Source organism: Pseudomonas sp. TMW22080, assembly GCF_022496745.1.
GTDB lineage: Bacteria > Pseudomonadota > Gammaproteobacteria > Pseudomonadales > Pseudomonadaceae > Aquipseudomonas > Aquipseudomonas bubulae.
Map to the genome: position 1 here is coordinate 1,371,156 of NZ_SCFF01000001.1, position 16,142 is coordinate 1,387,297.

General features: G+C 59.6%; 16 protein-coding genes. 8 read left to right on the forward strand and 8 right to left on the reverse strand.

Translation table 11 applies throughout. From position 1 onward, the window contains the following. Positions 1 to 22: 22 nt before the first annotated feature. A complete protein-coding gene (locus EQV96_RS05985) occupies positions 23 to 1,939 on the reverse strand; it encodes an ATP-binding cassette domain-containing protein (protein ID WP_016780043.1) in 1,917 nt (638 codons plus the stop codon). Between the two features lie 215 nt (positions 1,940 to 2,154). On the opposite strand from EQV96_RS05985, the gene EQV96_RS05990 reads away from it, so the two are divergent. Beyond that, positions 2,155 to 4,083, forward strand: a complete 1,929-nt coding sequence (locus EQV96_RS05990) for a transglycosylase SLT domain-containing protein (RefSeq protein WP_095019371.1) — start codon at positions 2,155 to 2,157, stop codon at positions 4,081 to 4,083. A 53-nt stretch (positions 4,084 to 4,136) separates the two neighbouring features. Here EQV96_RS05990 and EQV96_RS05995 read toward each other — a convergent pair whose 3' ends face one another. The 3 genes from EQV96_RS05995 to yegS all read right to left on the reverse strand — a co-directional run bounded on the left by EQV96_RS05995 (position 4,137) and on the right by yegS (position 6,936). After that, positions 4,137 to 4,943, reverse strand: coding sequence for an MOSC domain-containing protein (locus EQV96_RS05995; RefSeq protein WP_095002217.1), 807 nt, complete (start codon positions 4,941 to 4,943; stop codon positions 4,137 to 4,139). A 70-nt stretch (positions 4,944 to 5,013) separates the two neighbouring features. Then, the gene (locus EQV96_RS06000; RefSeq protein WP_095023995.1) at positions 5,014 to 5,949 is read right to left on the reverse strand and encodes a chemotaxis protein CheV; all 936 of its coding nucleotides are present in this window, start codon (positions 5,947 to 5,949) and stop codon (positions 5,014 to 5,016) included. Positions 5,950 to 6,024: 75 nt separating this feature from the next. Next, entirely contained in the window at positions 6,025 to 6,936 is a 912-nt protein-coding gene (yegS, locus tag EQV96_RS06005; protein WP_095002219.1) for a lipid kinase YegS, read from the reverse strand. 157 nt (positions 6,937 to 7,093) lie between these two features. On the opposite strand from yegS, the gene EQV96_RS06010 reads away from it, so the two are divergent. Next, entirely contained in the window at positions 7,094 to 8,536 is a 1,443-nt protein-coding gene (locus EQV96_RS06010) for a mannose-1-phosphate guanylyltransferase/mannose-6-phosphate isomerase (RefSeq protein WP_095002220.1), read from the forward strand. Positions 8,537 to 8,619: 83 nt separating this feature from the next. Here the strand turns inward: EQV96_RS06010 and glp are convergent, their stop codons facing one another. After that, positions 8,620 to 9,846 (reverse strand): gephyrin-like molybdotransferase Glp, encoded by a 1,227-nt coding sequence (glp, locus tag EQV96_RS06015; protein ID WP_095020298.1) that lies wholly within the window; start codon positions 9,844 to 9,846, stop codon positions 8,620 to 8,622. Beyond that, the gene (gene moaB / locus EQV96_RS06020; RefSeq protein WP_095002222.1) at positions 9,830 to 10,369 is read right to left on the reverse strand and encodes a molybdenum cofactor biosynthesis protein B; all 540 of its coding nucleotides are present in this window, start codon (positions 10,367 to 10,369) and stop codon (positions 9,830 to 9,832) included. Before moaB ends, glp begins: the two co-directional genes overlap by 17 nt. Positions 10,370 to 10,447: 78 nt before the next feature. Between moaB and mobA the strand changes: the two genes are divergently transcribed. After that, positions 10,448 to 11,017 carry a molybdenum cofactor guanylyltransferase MobA gene (gene mobA, locus EQV96_RS06025; protein ID WP_095025147.1) on the forward strand — a complete coding sequence of 190 codons (570 nt, stop codon included), beginning with the start codon at positions 10,448 to 10,450 and terminating at the stop codon, positions 11,015 to 11,017. Between the two features lie 104 nt (positions 11,018 to 11,121). Beyond that, positions 11,122 to 11,343 carry a YgdI/YgdR family lipoprotein gene (locus tag EQV96_RS06030; RefSeq protein ID WP_095002224.1) on the forward strand — a complete coding sequence of 74 codons (222 nt, stop codon included), beginning with the start codon at positions 11,122 to 11,124 and terminating at the stop codon, positions 11,341 to 11,343. A gap of 48 nt (positions 11,344 to 11,391) precedes the next feature. On the opposite strand, the gene EQV96_RS06035 is transcribed toward EQV96_RS06030, so the two are convergent. Both EQV96_RS06035 and EQV96_RS06040 read right to left on the reverse strand, forming a co-directional pair. Beyond that, positions 11,392 to 12,282: a pseudouridine synthase gene (locus EQV96_RS06035; protein ID WP_240881562.1), complete on the reverse strand. Its 891-nt coding sequence runs from the start codon at positions 12,280 to 12,282 to the stop codon at positions 11,392 to 11,394. 42 nt (positions 12,283 to 12,324) lie between these two features. Next, on the reverse strand, positions 12,325 to 12,561 hold the full coding sequence (locus EQV96_RS06040; protein ID WP_095002226.1) for a glutaredoxin family protein: 237 nt from the start codon (positions 12,559 to 12,561) through the stop codon (positions 12,325 to 12,327). A 209-nt stretch (positions 12,562 to 12,770) separates the two neighbouring features. Here EQV96_RS06040 and EQV96_RS06045 point away from each other — a divergent pair, with 209 nt between their 5' ends. The 4 genes from EQV96_RS06045 to EQV96_RS06060 all read left to right on the forward strand — a co-directional run bounded on the left by EQV96_RS06045 (position 12,771) and on the right by EQV96_RS06060 (position 15,672). Then, positions 12,771 to 14,504, forward strand: a complete 1,734-nt coding sequence (locus EQV96_RS06045) for a monovalent cation:proton antiporter-2 (CPA2) family protein (protein ID WP_095002227.1) — start codon at positions 12,771 to 12,773, stop codon at positions 14,502 to 14,504. A gap of 142 nt (positions 14,505 to 14,646) precedes the next feature. Further along, positions 14,647 to 14,961, forward strand: a complete 315-nt coding sequence (locus EQV96_RS06050; protein ID WP_095026082.1) for a YqjD family protein — start codon at positions 14,647 to 14,649, stop codon at positions 14,959 to 14,961. 1 nt (position 14,962) lies between these two features. Then, complete coding sequence (locus EQV96_RS06055; RefSeq protein WP_095002229.1) at positions 14,963 to 15,337, forward strand: phage holin family protein; 375 nt, start codon at positions 14,963 to 14,965, stop codon at positions 15,335 to 15,337. Beyond that, a complete protein-coding gene (locus EQV96_RS06060; RefSeq protein WP_095002230.1) occupies positions 15,334 to 15,672 on the forward strand; it encodes a hypothetical protein in 339 nt (112 codons plus the stop codon). Before EQV96_RS06055 ends, EQV96_RS06060 begins: the two co-directional genes overlap by 4 nt. The last annotated feature ends 470 nt before the right edge of the window (positions 15,673 to 16,142 follow it).

The following is a 16,142-nucleotide window of genomic DNA, read 5'->3' on the forward strand; positions in this document are numbered from 1 at the left end:
TTTCAGTTCAGCACGGGGTCAATCAGGCATCCAGCTCGGCCCAGCGCTCAACCAGCTGCTCAAGCTCGGCTTGCAATGTTTCAAGCTTGGCAATCACTTCCGCGGTTTTGGCCGCAGGCAGTTGATAGAAACCAGCGTCAGCCATTTCTGCTTCAACCGCAGCAATGGCCTGTTCCTTGGCGTCGATATCGGCCGGCAGGGCTTCCAGCTCACGCTGCAGCTTGTAGCTGAGTTTCTTTTTCGCCGCAGGAGCCGGCTGAGCAGCCACAGGTGCCGGTGCAGCCTCGACCACGGCCGAGTTGAGGTCGGCTTTGCCCGACTTGCTCTCGGTCACGCCCAGCAGGCGCGGTGAACCGCCCTGACGCAGCCAGTCCTGATAACCGCCCACGTACTCGCGAACCTTGCCTTCGCCCTGGAAAACCAGGGTGCTGGTCACCACGTTATCGAGGAATGCCCGGTCGTGACTGACCATCAGCACAGTGCCCTTGAAGGTCAGCAGCACCTCCTCAAGCAGCTCCAGGGTTTCAACGTCGAGGTCGTTGGTCGGCTCATCGAGCACCAGCAGGTTGGCCGGCTTGCTGAACAGCTTGGCCAGCAACAGACGCGCACGCTCACCACCCGACAGCGCCTTGACCGGCGTGCGGGCACGCTGAGGGCTGAACAAGAAGTCACCCAGGTAGCTGAGCACGTGACGGCTCTGGCCGTCGATATCGATAAAGTCGCGGCCTTCGGCCACGTTGTCGATCACGGTTTTTTCCAGATCCAGCTGATGGCGCAGCTGATCGAAGTAAGCCACGTCGATACGCGTGCCCTCTTCAACCGTACCTTCAGTTGGCACCAGGCCGCCCAGCATCAGCTTGAGCAGCGTGGTTTTACCGGTACCGTTGGCACCCAGCAGACCGATACGGTCGCCGCGCTGCAGCACCATCGAGAAGTCCTTGAGCAGGAACGGACCACCCGGGTGAGCAAAGCTGACGTTTTCCAGCACCATCACTTGCTTGCCGGACTTGTCTGCCGTGTCCAGCTGGATATTCGCCTTGCCGGTACGCTCGCGACGTTCGCTGCGCTCTACGCGCAGTTCTTTCAGGGCGCGCACGCGGCCTTCGTTACGGGTGCGGCGGGCCTTGATGCCCTGGCGGATCCAGACTTCTTCCTGAGCCAGACGCTTGTCGAACAGCGCATTGGCGGTTTCTTCCGCGGCCAGGGTGGCTTCCTTGTGCACCAGGAAACTGGCGTAGTCGCCATTCCAGTCGATCAGGCCGCCACGGTCCAGCTCCAGAATCCGGGTGGCCAGGTTCTGCAGGAATGAACGGTCATGAGTAATAAACAGAACCGCGCCCTGGAAGTCCTTGAGGGCCTCTTCCAGCCACGCGATTGCGCCGATATCCAGGTGGTTGGTCGGTTCGTCGAGCAGCAGCAGATCCGGTTCGGAAACCAGAGCCTGTGCAAGCAGGACGCGACGACGCCAGCCGCCGGACAATTCGGCCAGGGTTTTGTCGGCAGGCAATTGCAGGCGGCTCAGGGTGCTGTCCACCAATTGCTGCAAGCGCCAGCCATCACGGGCTTCGAGGTCTTGCTGGACGTGCATCAGCTTGTCCAGGTCAGCATCGGTGACGATGTTCTGGCTCAAGTGATGGTACTGGGCCAGTAACTCGCCAACACCGTCCAGGCCTTCGGCCACAACGTCGAATACAGTCCGCTCGTCGGCAACCGGCAACTCTTGCGGCAATTCGCCAATCTTGAGGCCGGGCGCGCGCCAAACAGAGCCGTCATCGGGTTTTTGATCACCTTTAACCAGCTTCATCATGCTGGACTTGCCGGTACCGTTGCGGCCGATGATGCACACCCGCTCTCCACGGGCGATCTGCCAGGACACCTTGTCCAACAACGGCATAGAGCCGAAAGCAAGGGACACATCGCTGAATTTGAGCAGGGTCATGAGCTTCTCCAAAAACTGGGCGCGCATTCTACCTGATTTGAACCCCCGGGCGGCCGGGTATTTCTTGTACGGTGCCGTCTTGCCTTCATTTAGTGCCAAGTTGCTATGGTTGGCCGCCAAGACGTTCACGCGTCGCTGGCAAAAGGCTAAGCTACGAAATAATCAGTGCAGGTTCGGCCTGCGCTCGTCACGTTTTTTATCAGTACGGAAGCCTCATGCGCAGTCGTCTCTTCAACTTTTTATCCTGCCTGCTTCTCACCAGCTGCGCCGTGCAAGCCGCCCATGGCGCAGACCTGACCCAACAACGCCAGCTCTACGACCAGGCCAAGCGCGCCTTGGCCAAAGGCGATTCCGGCCCTTACTTTCAAAATTCCGCAGCCTTGCGCAGCTACCCGCTTACGCCGTATCTGGCCTATGACGAGTTGACCGCACGCCTGAAGTCCGCAAGCAACACAGAAATCGAACAGTTTCTCGCCGCACATGGCGACCTGCCGCAAGCCAACTGGATGAAACTGCGCTGGCTGCGCTGGCTGGCAGACCGTGGCGACTGGGCCACTTTCGCAAAGTACTACGACCCCAAGCTCAACTTCACCGAGCTGGACTGCCTCAACGGCCAATATGAGTTGCAACACAACCGCAAGGCCGAGGGTTATGCCAGCGCAGAAAAACTCTGGATGGTCGGCAAGGCGCAACCGGCCGCCTGCGATGCCCTGTTCAGCCAATGGGCCGCGGCAGGCCAGCTGACCGAGCAAAAACGCTGGCAGCGGGTCAAACTGGCCGCTGAAGCACGTAATTACGCCCTGGCCACGCAACTCGCCAACGGACTCAATACGCTTGGCCCACAAGCCCGGCTGATGATTGACGTGGCGCAAAAACCCGACATGCTCAGCCAGCCGTCACGTTTTGCCCCGGCCAGCGAGGCCATGTCTGACGCCGTAGGCCTGGGCCTGCGCCGCCTGGCACGTCAGGACCCGGAAAAAGCCGCGTCCCTGCTCGACACCTACGCCACCAACATGCATTTTTCCCGCGATGAAAAAGTCGCCATCGCCCGGGAAATCGGCCTGACGTTCGCCCGCCGCTACGACAGCCGCGGCCTGGACATCATGACCCAGTACGACCCCGAACTGCGGGACAATACCGTCACCGAGTGGCGCCTGCGTCTGCTGCTGCGTCTGGGCCGCTGGGAAGATGCCTACCAGCTCACCCGCAAACTCCCACAAGACTTGGCAACCACCAGCCGCTGGCGCTACTGGCAGGCCCGCAGCCTTGAACTGGCCGAACCCAAAAACCCGCAAGCTCAGGTTCTGTTCAAAAAAGTCGCGAACGAACGTGATTTCTACGGGTTCCTGGCCGCTGACCGGGCGCAAACCCCTTATCAACTCAACAACCGGCCGCTGGTGCTCAGCCCGCAACTGATCAAAAAAGTGCGCAATACGCCAGGCGTGCAGCGCGCACTTGAATTCCATGACCGCGGCCAGGTGGTCGATGGTCGTCGTGAGTGGTATTACGTCAGTCGCCTGTTCAGCCGTGACGAAATGGTCGCCCAGGCCAAGCTGGCTTACGACCTCAAGTGGTATTTCCCGGCTATCCGCACCATCAGCCAGGCCCAGTACTGGGATGACCTGGACATTCGCTTCCCGATGGCCCACCGCGATACTCTGGTGCGCGAAGCCAAACTCCGCGGCTTGCACTCCAGCTGGGTATTCGCCATCACCCGTCAGGAAAGTGCCTTTATGGATGACGCCCGCTCCGGCGTTGGCGCCAGCGGCCTGATGCAGTTGATGCCCGCCACCGCCAAAGAGACCGCACGAAAATTCAGCATCCCGCTGGCCTCGCCGCAGCAAGTGCTTAACCCCGACAAGAACATCCAGCTGGGTGCCGCTTACCTGAGCCAGGTGCATGGCCAGTTCAACGGCAACCGGGTGCTGGCTTCAGCGGCTTACAACGCCGGGCCGGGTCGTGTGCGCCAGTGGCTCAAGGGTGCCAACCACCTGGGCTTCGACGTGTGGATCGAGAGCATCCCGTTCGACGAAACCCGCCAGTACGTGCAGAACGTGTTGTCTTATTCGGTGATCTACGGGCAAAAGCTCAATGCGCCACAGCCTGTAGTGGACTGGCATGAGCGCTATTTTGATGATCAGTGACAGGTAGCCTGTAGCAGCTGCCGAAGGAACGAGGCAGCTGCTACAGGGCTTGGCTACTCCAGGATTGTTACCGGCATGCCGACTTCCAGAACGCCATTACCCTCGTTAACCAGGTTCTGACCGAACATGGTGCCGTTTTCCTGCTTGCGGTAGGTCATCAGGGTCGCCAGCGGTTCGCGCTGTTCATCACGCACCCCTGTATGCGGATCAACAGTAGTGAGGATGCAGCGCGAGCAGGACTTGACCACGCGGAACTCGACATCGCCGATGCGGATACGCTTCCAGCCGTCTTCGGCAAAGGCTTCGCTGCCTTCGATCACCAGGTTGGGGCGAAAACGCAGCATGTCCATCGGCCGGCCGATCTTGTGCGAAATATCATCCAGCGATGCCTGGCCAATCAGCAAAAGCGGATAACCATCGGCGAACGCAACCTGGTCATCATCCCGGCCGTAGCCCGACTCCGTGGTGCGCGCCCTTTGTAGTGGCACATGCACCAGCCGCACCGGCTTTTCTACAAAGCGGCTTAGCCAGTCAGCAGCAGCATCCCCTGCATCCGGTACACGCAAGGTGTCGCGCCATATCGTCACGCCACGCAGGTCGGTGTCGGCATCCGGCACTGCGACCTCCAGTGCCTCGAACCCTTCGGCATTCAAGGTCAAGCCACCGGCGACATTCCACAGCGCAGACAGCTGACTCATTTTGGGGTCGGCACGCTGGGTCAGAAACCGCCCACTGGCTTCATCCACCAACATCCAGCGTCGATCGCCCACCAGCCCCAGCTTGTCCAGCGTGGCCAGAGGCAAGCTTTCACCCTTGCCGGATTTAAGTGGAAAACGATAAAGCGCGCTTAGACGCAGCATGACTCAGCTCCCTGCGGGGTTAAAAAAGCCACAGTATACGAGCCGATCACTGATGCAAAGGTGCGGGACTTCAAGCAGGTTGTTGGTCCAGTATCAGGCGCTGACGTACGACATCAACCAGCTTGTCCGGCTGGAATTTGGACAGAAAATTGTCGCACCCGACCTTTTTCACCATCGACTCGTTAAAGCTGCCGGACAACGAGGTATGCAACACCACATACAGCGCGCGCAAACGCGGGTCATTACGGATTTCAGTGGTCAACCGGTAACCGTCCATTTCCGGCATTTCGGCATCGGTGAAGATCATCAGCAACTTGTCGGTCATTACCTGCCCGGTATCGGCCCAGCCCTTGAGCATGTTCAGCGCCTTCAAACCATCGCTGGCGATATGCATCTTGACCCCCAGTTGCGAAAGCGTTTCACGCAGTTGCGCCAGCGCTACACTGGAATCGTCGACCAGCAGCACTTCACGCCCGCGCACTTGCTCGAAGATCGGATCGGCAAGCTTCTCGCGCGAGACTTTGGCGTTGTACGGCACGATTTCGGCAAGAACTTTTTCCACGTCGATGATCTCGACCAATTGCTCCTCGACCTTACTGATGGCCGTCAGGTAATGACTGCGCCCGGCACTGGCGGGTGGAGGCAGGATGGCCTCCCAGTTCATATTGACGATACGGTCAACCCCGCCCACCAGGAAGGCCTGCACCGAGCGGTTGTACTCGGTGACGATAATGGTGCTGCCCGGGCCCGGCACCAGCGCACGCATGCCGATGGCCTGGGACAGGTCGATCACCGGCAGGGTTTTACCGCGCAGGTTGACCACGCCGCACACATGGGGATGGCGGTGCGGCATCAAGGTCAGTTTTGGCAATTGCAGGACTTCTTGCACCTTGAACACGTTGATCGCGAACAACTGCCTGCCGGCCAGACGAAACATGAGAAGTTCCAGTCGGTTTTCACCGACCAGTTGAGTGCGCTGGTCTACCGTGTCGAGAATGCCGGCCATGAGTAACTCCTGGGGTAGGTACTTGATGCCTGACCTTATCGGCCGGATTCCCAGGACCTTGATATCGTTTAGCTATCAACTAACCCGCAGTTCTGACTGGCCCAGCAAAGGCGACCCCTGGGGCAAGTGGACCTTCAAAGCGCCCTTGCGCACGGCAAAGCGCATCGCATCGCCCGCAAGCGGCTCACCATCGAGGTTGATCGCCAGCCCTTCGGCGGCCTTGATCTCGACCCAGGGCAAACGCGCGCGGACAAACAGGTTATCCAGCCCCCAGCCTTCGGTCATCAGGCTCTTGAGCGTACCGACGATTTCCGTGGGTGCTGGCAAAATGCTGATATCCAGCAAGCCATCATCGACCAGCGCCTCAGGGCACAGGACTTGCCCGCCCCCGGCCTGACGACCGTTGCCGATGCCCAGCGCCAGCAACTCGCCTTGCCAGTGAAAGTCCGGCCCCTGTAGCTCGGCATAGGCCGCGTGCAGCTCAGTAAAGCGCGACAGCCCGGTAAACAGATAGGCAGCGCCGCCCAGGACCTTTTTCAGGTCTTCGGAGGTATTGGCGGTGACCTGGCTACCAAAGCCACCGGTGGCCATGTTCAAAAACAACTGGCCGTCGACTTCACCCAGATCGATGGGACAGGCTGGCACATCGAGCAAGGCCAGGGCTTGAGCGGGCTCCAGGGACACACCGGCCGCCCGGGCAAAGTCATTGGCGGTGCCCAACGGCAACAGCACCAGGCTGGCCTCGGTATCGGCCAGTGCCATCGCCTCGCAAATATCACGCAAAGTGCCATCGCCGCCACCGGCAATCAGCCGGGTGTAGCCGCCCTCCAGCGCCTCGCGTACCAGACGCTGCGCATCCCCGGCCTCCCAGGTCAGCCGCACCGCCAGTTCCCACCCCGCCGCCCGCTGCTGCTCAACGGCAGCGCGCACGTCTTCGTTGAGCGCCTGCTTGCCGTGCAAAATCAAAAAAGCCTTACCTGCACTCATATTCCATCCCTCGACATAACGGTCTGATTGCTTGGACAACAGCCAGACCGAAAAGGCCCATGCACCCGTGATTTAACCTTCACGGCTCGATCAAAAGCGCAGAACCGGTCAGACTTCAACCCCTGTAAGTTGTCCAATGATTCTAGAGGCGTTCTGTATGAGCACACTGGTTCCCTGCATCATCGCCGGTGGCGCTGGCACCCGGCTATGGCCAGTGTCGCGCGAGGCCATGCCCAAGCCCTTTATGTGCCTGCCCGATGGTCAGAGCCTGCTGCAAAAGACCTTTGCCCGCGCAACCGGCCTGCGTGACGTTGGCCCGTTGCTGACCGTAACCAACAGGGAGGTGTTTTTTCGCACGCTTGATGATTACCGCGCACAGAGCATGGACGACATCGAACTGGACTTTATCCTCGAGCCATTTGGCCGCAATACTGCCCCGGCGATTGCCGCAGCCGCCTTGCAGATTGCGCAGCGCTACGGCGGTGATACGCAGTTGCTGGTGCTCCCCGCCGACCATCTGATCACCGATATTGCCGCCTTCGGCCGGGCCGTCGACAACGCCCGCAAACTGGCCGACGAGGGCTGGCTGGTGACCTTTGGCATACTGCCAACCCGGGCCGAAATCGGCTTTGGTTATATAGAAAAAGGCCAGAAGCTGAACCAGGATGGCTTTGAAGTGGCGCAGTTTGTTGAAAAACCGGACGCCAAAACGGCCCAGGGCTACCTCGACGGCGGCCTGCATCTGTGGAACAGCGGCATGTTCTGCATGCGCGCCGACAGCGTACTGCAAGAATTCAGGGCCCATGCGCCTCTGGTACTGGATGCCGTGACCCACTGCCTTGATCACAGCCAGATGTTTGAGGGCAAACAACAACGCCACCTCGAACTGGACAGCCAGAGTTTCGCCCTGGTGCCCGATATCTCCATAGACTACGCCGTGATGGAGCGCTCGCAAAAAGTTGCCGTGGTGCCCTGCCAGCTGGGCTGGAGTGACATAGGCTCATGGCAGGCGGTGCGCGAGCTGACCCCGGCCGACGCCAATGGCAACCAGTGTACTGGCGAAAACGTACTGCACGATGTACACAACTGCTACATCGACTCGCCGAAACGGTTGGTGGGCGGGGTCGGGCTAAACGACCTGATCATTATCGATACGCCGGATGCTCTGCTCGTGGCCGACGCCCGACGCAGCCAGGACGTCAGGCACATCGCCCGAACACTCAGACTCCAGGGCCACGACGCCTATCGCCTGCACCGCACTGTCACCCGCCCGTGGGGCACCTACACCGTGCTGGAGGAAGGTCCGGGGTTCAAGATCAAACGCATCGTGGTCAAGCCCGGAGCCGCGCTGTCCCTGCAGGTGCACCAACGGCGCAGCGAACACTGGATCGTGGTCAGTGGCAGGGCCGAAGTGAACAATGATGGCCTGGACTTCACCCTCGAAACCAACGAGTCCACCTTTATCAAACCCGGCAGCCCACACCGGCTGGGCAACACCGGGGAGGCTGAACTGGTCATGATCGAAGTGCAAAGCGGCGAGTATGTGGGCGAAGACGACATCGTGCGCCTGACTGATATCTATGGGCGCGCGCCTGTCTGAGATCATTGTGGGAGCGGGCTTGCTCGCGATGGCGATCACCCGCAATCGCGAGCAAGCCCGCTCCCACGGGTGACGCAACAGTGCTAGCCCAGCACTTCACTCAACGGGATAAACCCCACCCGGTCGCCTTCGGCCAGGGTGCAATCCTCAAGGACTTCCACCAGCCCTTCAGCCCATGCCGCGCTGCGCAACACGCCTGAACTCTGGTTTTTGTAAATCACCGCACGCCCTTGCTCCAAACGCCCGCGCAGGTACTCGCGACGATTGCCCGGCTTGGGCCAGACAAATCCTGCAGGCACCTGGAACTTCAGCGGTTCGACAGCCTGCACGCCTTGCAGGCGCAGCAGATAAGGCCGTGCCAGCAACGCGAACGTCACCAGAGTCGAGGCAGGGTTACCTGGCAGGCCGATCACCGGCACACCGCGAAAATGCCCGCAGGTCAGGGGTTTGCCCGGCTTGATTGCCAACTTCCACAGCGCCAGCTCGCCCTCTTCGCGCAACGCAATGCCCAAAAAGTCTGCCTCACCAACCGACACTCCGCCGGTGGATAAAATCAGGTCAACCGTTCCCAACTCACCCAACCGCTGGCGGGTGGCGGGCAAGTCATCAGGCAGAATCCCCCCATCGACCACTTCACAGCCCATGCGCGCTAACCAGCTGCACAGCACTATGCGGTTGCTGTTGTAGATTTGCCCCGGGCCCAACGGCTGCCCGGGCTCGATCAGTTCATCGCCAGTGGATAACACCGCCACCTTGACCCGTCGCATGACTCGCAGCTCGGCGCAGCCCAGGGATGCTGCCAGCCCCTGCTCGATCGGCCCCAAGCGCGTCCCCGCAGTAAGGACTACCTCACCAATGGTGGTTTCCTGCCCTTTAGGACGAATGTTCTGACCTGCACGCAAGGCATGGGTGAATACCACTCGTCCGTCGGCCTGCACCACGGCATTTTCCTGCATTTCGACGCAGTCCGCGCCCGCAGGTACCGGGGCACCAGTAAAAATGCGTGCACAGGTGCCTGGCGCCAGTGGCTCCGGGGCAGTACCGGCAAAAATTCGCTGGCTAACGGTTAGCGGTTCCCCGGACCAGTCGCCCAGGTTCAACGCATAACCGTCCATTGCACTGTTGGGCCAAGGGGGAAGATCAAGGCTTGCAATCAAGTCGTGGGCCAGTACGCGGCCATCCCCTGCGCCCACCGGAACCGATTCGGTGTCAAGGATCGGCGCCGACTCAGCCAGTGCCAGCAAACGCTCAAGTGCCACCTCGACGGGCATCAGCGCGCCAGTTCGGCCCGGCTTATCCACGGGTTTCACAGGCCGGTGCCTGCTTCAAGTGGGCGACGAAGTTGCAGGGGCGATGACGGGAATCCAGTTGCTCGGCCAATATCCCGTCCCAACCGGTGCGTACAGCGTTGGTCGAACCCGGCAGGCAGCACACCAGCGTACCGTTGGCCAAGCCGGCAAGAGCCCGGGACTGCACGGTCGAAGTGCCGATATCGGCCACGGAGATCTGGCGGAACAGTTCACCAAAGCCATCTACTTGCTTGTCCAGCAGACAACTGACGGCTTCTGGCGTGCTGTCCCGTGCAGTAAAACCTGTGCCGCCGGTAATCAGCACCACCTGCACCCCATCGTCGGCGATCCAGGTGGCGACCTGGGCGCGGATTTTATACAGGTCATCCTTGAGCAACACCCGTGCCGCCAGGTTGTGCCCGGCATCACGCAGGCGATCGACAAAAACCTGACCCGAAGTGTCCGTTTCCAGAGTTCGAGTGTCACTGACGGTAAGAACGGCGATATTCAAAGGTACGAAAGGTGCATCAACCTTGGCTTTCATAGACGAGGTCCAGTTGTAGGAGAAACAGCCCGGTGTTATATCACAGCGCTTCTTTTGCCTGGTTGCGCGGAGTTCCATATGAACCGGTTTCAATGCTCCATCTTGCTGCTGGCAGGTGGCCGTGGCCAGCGCATGGGCGGTCAGGACAAGGGGCTGGTGAGATGGCAGGGTCAGCCGCTGATCGCGTATGCCCAGCGCGTCACCCGCCCGCTGACCGATGACCTGATCATTTCGTGCAATCGCAACCACGAACAGTACACCCGCCTGGCCGATCAACTGGTCAGTGATGGCAATGATGACTTTGCCGGGCCATTGGCGGGGATCCGCGCCGGGCTGGCCGTGGCCCGCCACTCACACTTGTTGGTGTTGCCCTGCGATGTACCGAAAATCGACCGCGGGTTGCTCGATGCCCTGCTGGGCGCTGCCGCTCAACATCCCGATCAGCCGCTGATGGTGCGCCACGGGGAGCACTGGGAACCGCTGTTATGCGTGATCCCCACAGCCCTGAAAGATGTATTCGAGGCCGCCTGGCAGGCAGGTGAACGCAGCCCGCGCAAAATCATGCTCCAGCTCAATGCACGGGCCTGGCAATGCGCCGAAAATGACCCGCGGCTGGCCAATTTCAATACCCCGGACTGGCTGAAATAATCCGCGCCAGTGTCTGCCTGGGGCTAGCAATGGAACTTGCAGACGATGTATACGTCTCAAGGACAGTAATCATTAACAGCACATTCACTTGTTGGAGATACACAATGACTCACCGGACTCTCGCCGCCCTGATGCTCGCTGCTGGCATGGCCGCCCTTGCCGGCTGCTCCTCGCCTTCGGTGATCACCCTGAACGACGGTCGCGAAATCCAGACTGTCGACGCACCAAAATACGATGACGACTCAGGCTTCTACCAGTTCAAGCAACTGGACGGTAAAGAAACCCGCATCAACAAAGACCAGATTCGTACCGTTAAAGAGCTGTAATACCGCTCTCTGGTCTTAAAACAAAACCCGCCTAGTGCGGGTTTTGTTTTACCAGTCCAGATGAATCCTGCTCTCGAAAAAGCGCGCTTCTCCCGTGAGCGGATCAACAAAGCGCAAACTCTGGGCCAGCAGTTTCAGCGGCTCGGCATAGTCATCGACAGCGTCCCTGATCACGTCCGGGTAGAACGGGTCATTGCATATCCCTGCCCCCAGCGCCGCCATATGCACCCGCAACTGATGCTTTTTCCCGGTGACGGGGTACAACGCATAACGCCACAACTCACCGTTTTTCTCACAAACGTCGACCAGGGTCTCGGTATTGCTGACGCCCGGCCCTTCTTTCATGCGGAAAAAAGGCTCGCCCTCCACCAGGCGGCTTTTATGCACCAGCGGCAGCTCAAGTTCAGGCAATGCGCGAGCAATGGCCTCATAGCGTTTGTCGATCTTGCGCGTGGGAAACAACGACTGATACGCCGAACGAGTGTCCGGATTGGCAGAAAACAGCACGAGGCCCGCCGTGTGCCGGTCGATACGGTGCAGGGGCACCAGATGGGGGTTGCCCAGGGTGCGGATCAAGCGCCGCAGCAGTGTTTGCTCGACATACTCACCGCCCGGGGTCACCGGCAGGAAGTGCGGCTTGTCCGCCACCACCAGATGCTCATCGGCATACAGGATGGTTTCCTGCACCGGAATGTGCGTTTCGTTGGGCACTTCGCGAAAGTAATGAATGCGCAGGCCTTCCCGGTACGCCAGCTGCGGGCTGATAGGCGCACCGTCGGCATCCAGCACCCGGCCACGGGCGATACGGTCAAGCCACTGTTCGCGGCTGATGGCACTGAAGTGTTCACTCAGGCAGTCGAGCACCGTCAACCATCTGCCTGGCGGCAGGTGCAAGGTACTGGCTTGATGCTCGGCGGCGATGAAAGGCTGGGACGACATAAAGGGTCTCGAGCGGAAAATGCAGCCGGTGATTATGCAGGTTTATCCAAGAAAATTGACCACCTGCGCAGTATCAAACGGCCAGCCCAACTCCTGGCCCGTATCGACCCGGCGCAATACCGGAATACGCAAGCCGTAGCTTTCAAACAACGAGTCGCTGTCAGCAATATCGACCAGCTCGACCATCAACCCATGCTCGACCAAGGGCATTAAAACCGCTTCGGCCAGTTCACACAGGTGACAACCCAGGGTGCCGAACAATTGGCATTCGGGAGGCATAAATAACGACCTTAGAAATAAAGTGTTTATCTTAAGAGCCTGGCCCGGTGACGTCGACCCGTAGCAGATACCCGCAGCCGTATGCCTGATTTGCCAATACAATCGCTCTATTCCCCTGCTTGCGACTACGCTTGACCCACATCAGCGACAGACCTTCGTATTTGCCGGATGCTCGCGACCTTTTTCCCGACCTGCCAAGGAAGCCTTTCGTGTTTGCCAATCTGTTAATCATCCTTGCCTCGTCACTGGTGGTCATTGCCCTGTTCCGGCGCCTGAAGCTGCCGCCGGTGCTGGGTTACCTGTGTGTCGGCCTGTTTGTAGGTCCCACCGCCCTCGACTGGATCAATGACAGCCCCGACCTGCCTGACCTGGCAGAGCTTGGAGTGGTGTTTTTGCTGTTTTCCCTGGGGCTGGAGTTCTCGCTGCCCAAGATGCTCAAGCTGCGTCGGGTGGTATTTGGCCTGGGCAGCCTGCAAGTGCTGTGTTCGGCAGTGGCGCTGGGCGGCCTGCTGTATGCCTTTGGCATGAGCCTTAACGGCGCGTTCCTGCTCGGTGCCGGACTCGCCCTGTCATCCACGGCGATCGTAAGTAAAGAGCTGACTAGCCTGGGGGAAATCTTCAGCCGTCACGGTCAGAATGCCATTGGTGTACTGCTGTTTCAGGACGTGGTCGCGGTACTGTTGCTGACCCTGGTGCCGGTGTTCGCCGGCAGCAGCGACCAGGCCTGGTATTGGGCCTTGCCGGTTACCTTGGGCAAGACTGTGATCCTGTTTCTGGGGTTGCTGTTTGCCAGTCGCTTCCTGCTGCCGCGCCTGTTCCACGAGGTGGCCGCGTCGCGCTCGGCAGAGCTGTTTGTGTTGCTGGCGCTGGTGATCGTGCTGCTCACCGCCTGGCTCACCCACCTGCTGGGCCTGTCCCCTGCGCTCGGCGCCTTCCTGGCCGGCATGCTACTGGGTGAAAGCCACTATCGACACCAGATTGAGGCCGATATCCGACCTTTCCGGGACATTCTGCTGGGTCTGTTTTTCGTCAGCATCGGCATGCTGATCGACCTGCAGCTTTTCATTCACCACGGTTTCCTGATTTTAGGCCTGACCCTGGTCCTGATGCTGATCAAGGGTGCCGTGGTCGCGATTCTGGTCAAGTTGCGTGGCAGCGACGGAGAAACCGCCTGGCGCAGTGGCCTGGCCCTGGCCCAGGGCGGTGAGTTCTGCTTTGCCCTGATGGCGCAGATGCAGAGCAACTCGCTGATCCCGGCGGATATGGCTGCCTATCTGCTGGCCGCCACGTTCTGCTCGATGCTGCTGACACCCCTGCTGCTGCGCGCCGCGCCACTTATCGCAGCCAGCCTGCACCGGCAATCCTATGAAGAGGCGGAGCTGGAAGAAATCGCCAGCCAAAACGCCGAACTGCACGGGCACGTGGTGATGTGCGGCTATGGCCGCGTGGGCCAGTCCATTGGCCGTTTCCTGCGCAGCGAACACAAGGACTTTGTCGCGCTGGACTACGACCCCGATCGCATTGAGGAAGCAGCTAAAGCGGACAGCTGCGTGCACTACGGCGACGCCCGCCGGGGTGATCTGCTGCGCGCTGTAGGCCTGGATCGTGCGCGACTGCTGGTGATTGCCGTGGACAACACCGAGGTGGCCATGAGCGTACTCAAGGAAGCCCGGCTGATTACCCTCGAAGTGCCTATCCTGGTCAGGACCCGCGATGACAGCCAGCTCACCGAGCTGAAGGCCGCCGGGGCAACTGAAGTGGTACCGGAATTGCTCGAGTCGAGCCTGATGCTCGCCTCCCATGCCTTGATTTTGCTGGGCCTGTCAGAAAAAATCGTGCAACGCCGGGTCGACCAGGTACGCCATGACCGCTATCACCTGCTCGAAGGCTGTTTTGAAAGCGAAGACGCGCGGGAAGCTGCAATCCCCCGCGAAAACGACTGATTTAAGGTAAGGTTTTGCCTCTGTACACAAAAGACATCTCTGGCATTGCCCATCCAACAGCGTAAGCAATGCCAAGGAAACGAGTGAACCTTCACCGAAGGCCTACACTCGAACGATTATCAAGCCACTAATGGAGTGAATCATGGCCCGTAAAACAGCAAAGAATGCTCAAGAAATCCTGATGGCCGATTTCCAGACGCTGGTACTCGATGCCGAAAAGTTGCTGGAACATACCGCGTCCCTGGCCGGTGACCAGGCTGAAGAACTGCGCGCCCAGATAAAGGACAGCCTGTTGAAGGCCCGCGCAACCCTGGAAGAAACCAAGGAATCGTTGAAAGACCGCAGTCAGGCGGCTGTGGTGGCCACCGAAGATTATGTGCAGGCTAACCCTTGGCAGTCTGTGGGCATCGCGGCCGGTATCGGCTTTGTTCTGGGCCTGCTGGCAACCCGGCGCTGATATGACAGACGAATCCGGTTCCCCCCGTTCCTCACCGCGGCGCTTGGGTGCCGCATTCCTGGGTCTGTTGCACAGCCATGTCGAATTGCTGGGCATCGAACTGCAAGAGCAGAAGGCACGCACCGTCAGCCTGTTGTTGTTTGCCGGGCTGGCACTGGTGTTCGCGCTGTTGCTGCTGATCGGACTGTCGGCGCTGGTGATGATCCTGCTCTGGGACAGCTACCGCATCCCCGGCATTATCGGGCTTTGTGTGTTTTATACGCTGGCCGCGGTGTTCTGCGGGCTGCGCCTCAACGCCGCGATATTCGATGAATCCTCTCCTTTCAATGCCACGCTTGAAGAGCTGGCCAAAGACCGCGAGCGTTTGTTGCCATGAGCCTGCCTGAATTGCCGAAAAATGCTTCACGCCAGGAGTTGCGCAAAACCTTGATCCGCCTGCGCATGGAAATGCACCGGCAGGAGATTCGTCATGAGTCGCAACAACTGCTGCAACCCCTGCAAAAAATGCGCGGGATGACCAGCAACTGGCAGGAAACCCTGGGGATCAAGCATGCACCCTTGTGGGGTGTGGGGATTGTCACCCTGCTCGGGTTCCTGACCGGCAGAGGCGCCAAAAGCAAAAACACCGGGGGCACGTCACGCTGGATCAGCTTGACCACTGGCTTGATACCACTGATCAAGATGGTGATCCAGGCCTCGCGCAAGCCCTGAACAGAAAGCCTCCCCCCTCCTTCTGTGGGAGCGGGCTTGCTCGCGATGGCATCGACGCGGTTTGACTGAAACACCGCGCTGCCTGCATCGTGAGCAAGCCCGCTGCCACAGATGGCGCTCCTGATCATGCCTCCACTTGCGTCATCCGTTCTGAAACGAGAAGCTGCTGGGGCGCAAAACACAGGTCCATCCGGTCAACAGCAACGACCATATCCACACCCGCCTCACCCACTCCCTCGAAGTCAGTTGCGTCGGCCGCTCCCTGGGTGACAAGAAGCACCGGTTCGGCTGCTACCGAGCGAACTGTATTTAGGCTCCGCAGCCAAAAACGACCTTATTACAGTGTCAACAGCCAACTAGTTACAAATAAGAATATATAAGAACAAGAAGACGAAATTGTACCACTTAGGAATAACCTCAGTTTTTGCCAGGACAATTATAGAGCCAATACACCACTCTTCGAACAGCCC

Bases quoted from the DNA above. Each gene is read 5' to 3' on its own strand.
- EQV96_RS06000 (WP_095023995.1), bottom strand. From the start codon at position 5,949: ATGGCCGGCATTCTCGACACGGTAGACCAGCGCACTCAACTGGTCGGT.
- EQV96_RS05990 (WP_095019371.1), top strand. From the start codon at position 2,155: ATGCGCAGTCGTCTCTTCAACTTTTTATCCTGCCTGCTTCTCACCAGC.
- EQV96_RS05985 (WP_016780043.1), bottom strand. From the start codon at position 1,939: ATGACCCTGCTCAAATTCAGCGATGTGTCCCTTGCTTTCGGCTCTATG.
- EQV96_RS06060 (WP_095002230.1), top strand. From the start codon at position 15,334: ATGAGCCTGCCTGAATTGCCGAAAAATGCTTCACGCCAGGAGTTGCGC.
- EQV96_RS06040 (WP_095002226.1), bottom strand. From the start codon at position 12,561: ATGCCTCCCGAATGCCAATTGTTCGGCACCCTGGGTTGTCACCTGTGT.
- EQV96_RS05995 (WP_095002217.1), bottom strand. From the start codon at position 4,943: ATGCTGCGTCTAAGCGCGCTTTATCGTTTTCCACTTAAATCCGGCAAG.
- EQV96_RS06050 (WP_095026082.1), top strand. From the start codon at position 14,647: ATGGCCCGTAAAACAGCAAAGAATGCTCAAGAAATCCTGATGGCCGAT.
- moaB (WP_095002222.1), bottom strand. From the start codon at position 10,369: ATGAAAGCCAAGGTTGATGCACCTTTCGTACCTTTGAATATCGCCGTT.
- mobA (WP_095025147.1), top strand. From the start codon at position 10,448: ATGAACCGGTTTCAATGCTCCATCTTGCTGCTGGCAGGTGGCCGTGGC.
- yegS (WP_095002219.1), bottom strand. From the start codon at position 6,936: ATGAGTGCAGGTAAGGCTTTTTTGATTTTGCACGGCAAGCAGGCGCTC.
- EQV96_RS06030 (WP_095002224.1), top strand. From the start codon at position 11,122: ATGACTCACCGGACTCTCGCCGCCCTGATGCTCGCTGCTGGCATGGCC.
- EQV96_RS06035 (WP_240881562.1), bottom strand. From the start codon at position 12,282: ATGTCGTCCCAGCCTTTCATCGCCGCCGAGCATCAAGCCAGTACCTTG.
- EQV96_RS06055 (WP_095002229.1), top strand. From the start codon at position 14,963: ATGACAGACGAATCCGGTTCCCCCCGTTCCTCACCGCGGCGCTTGGGT.
- EQV96_RS06010 (WP_095002220.1), top strand. From the start codon at position 7,094: ATGAGCACACTGGTTCCCTGCATCATCGCCGGTGGCGCTGGCACCCGG.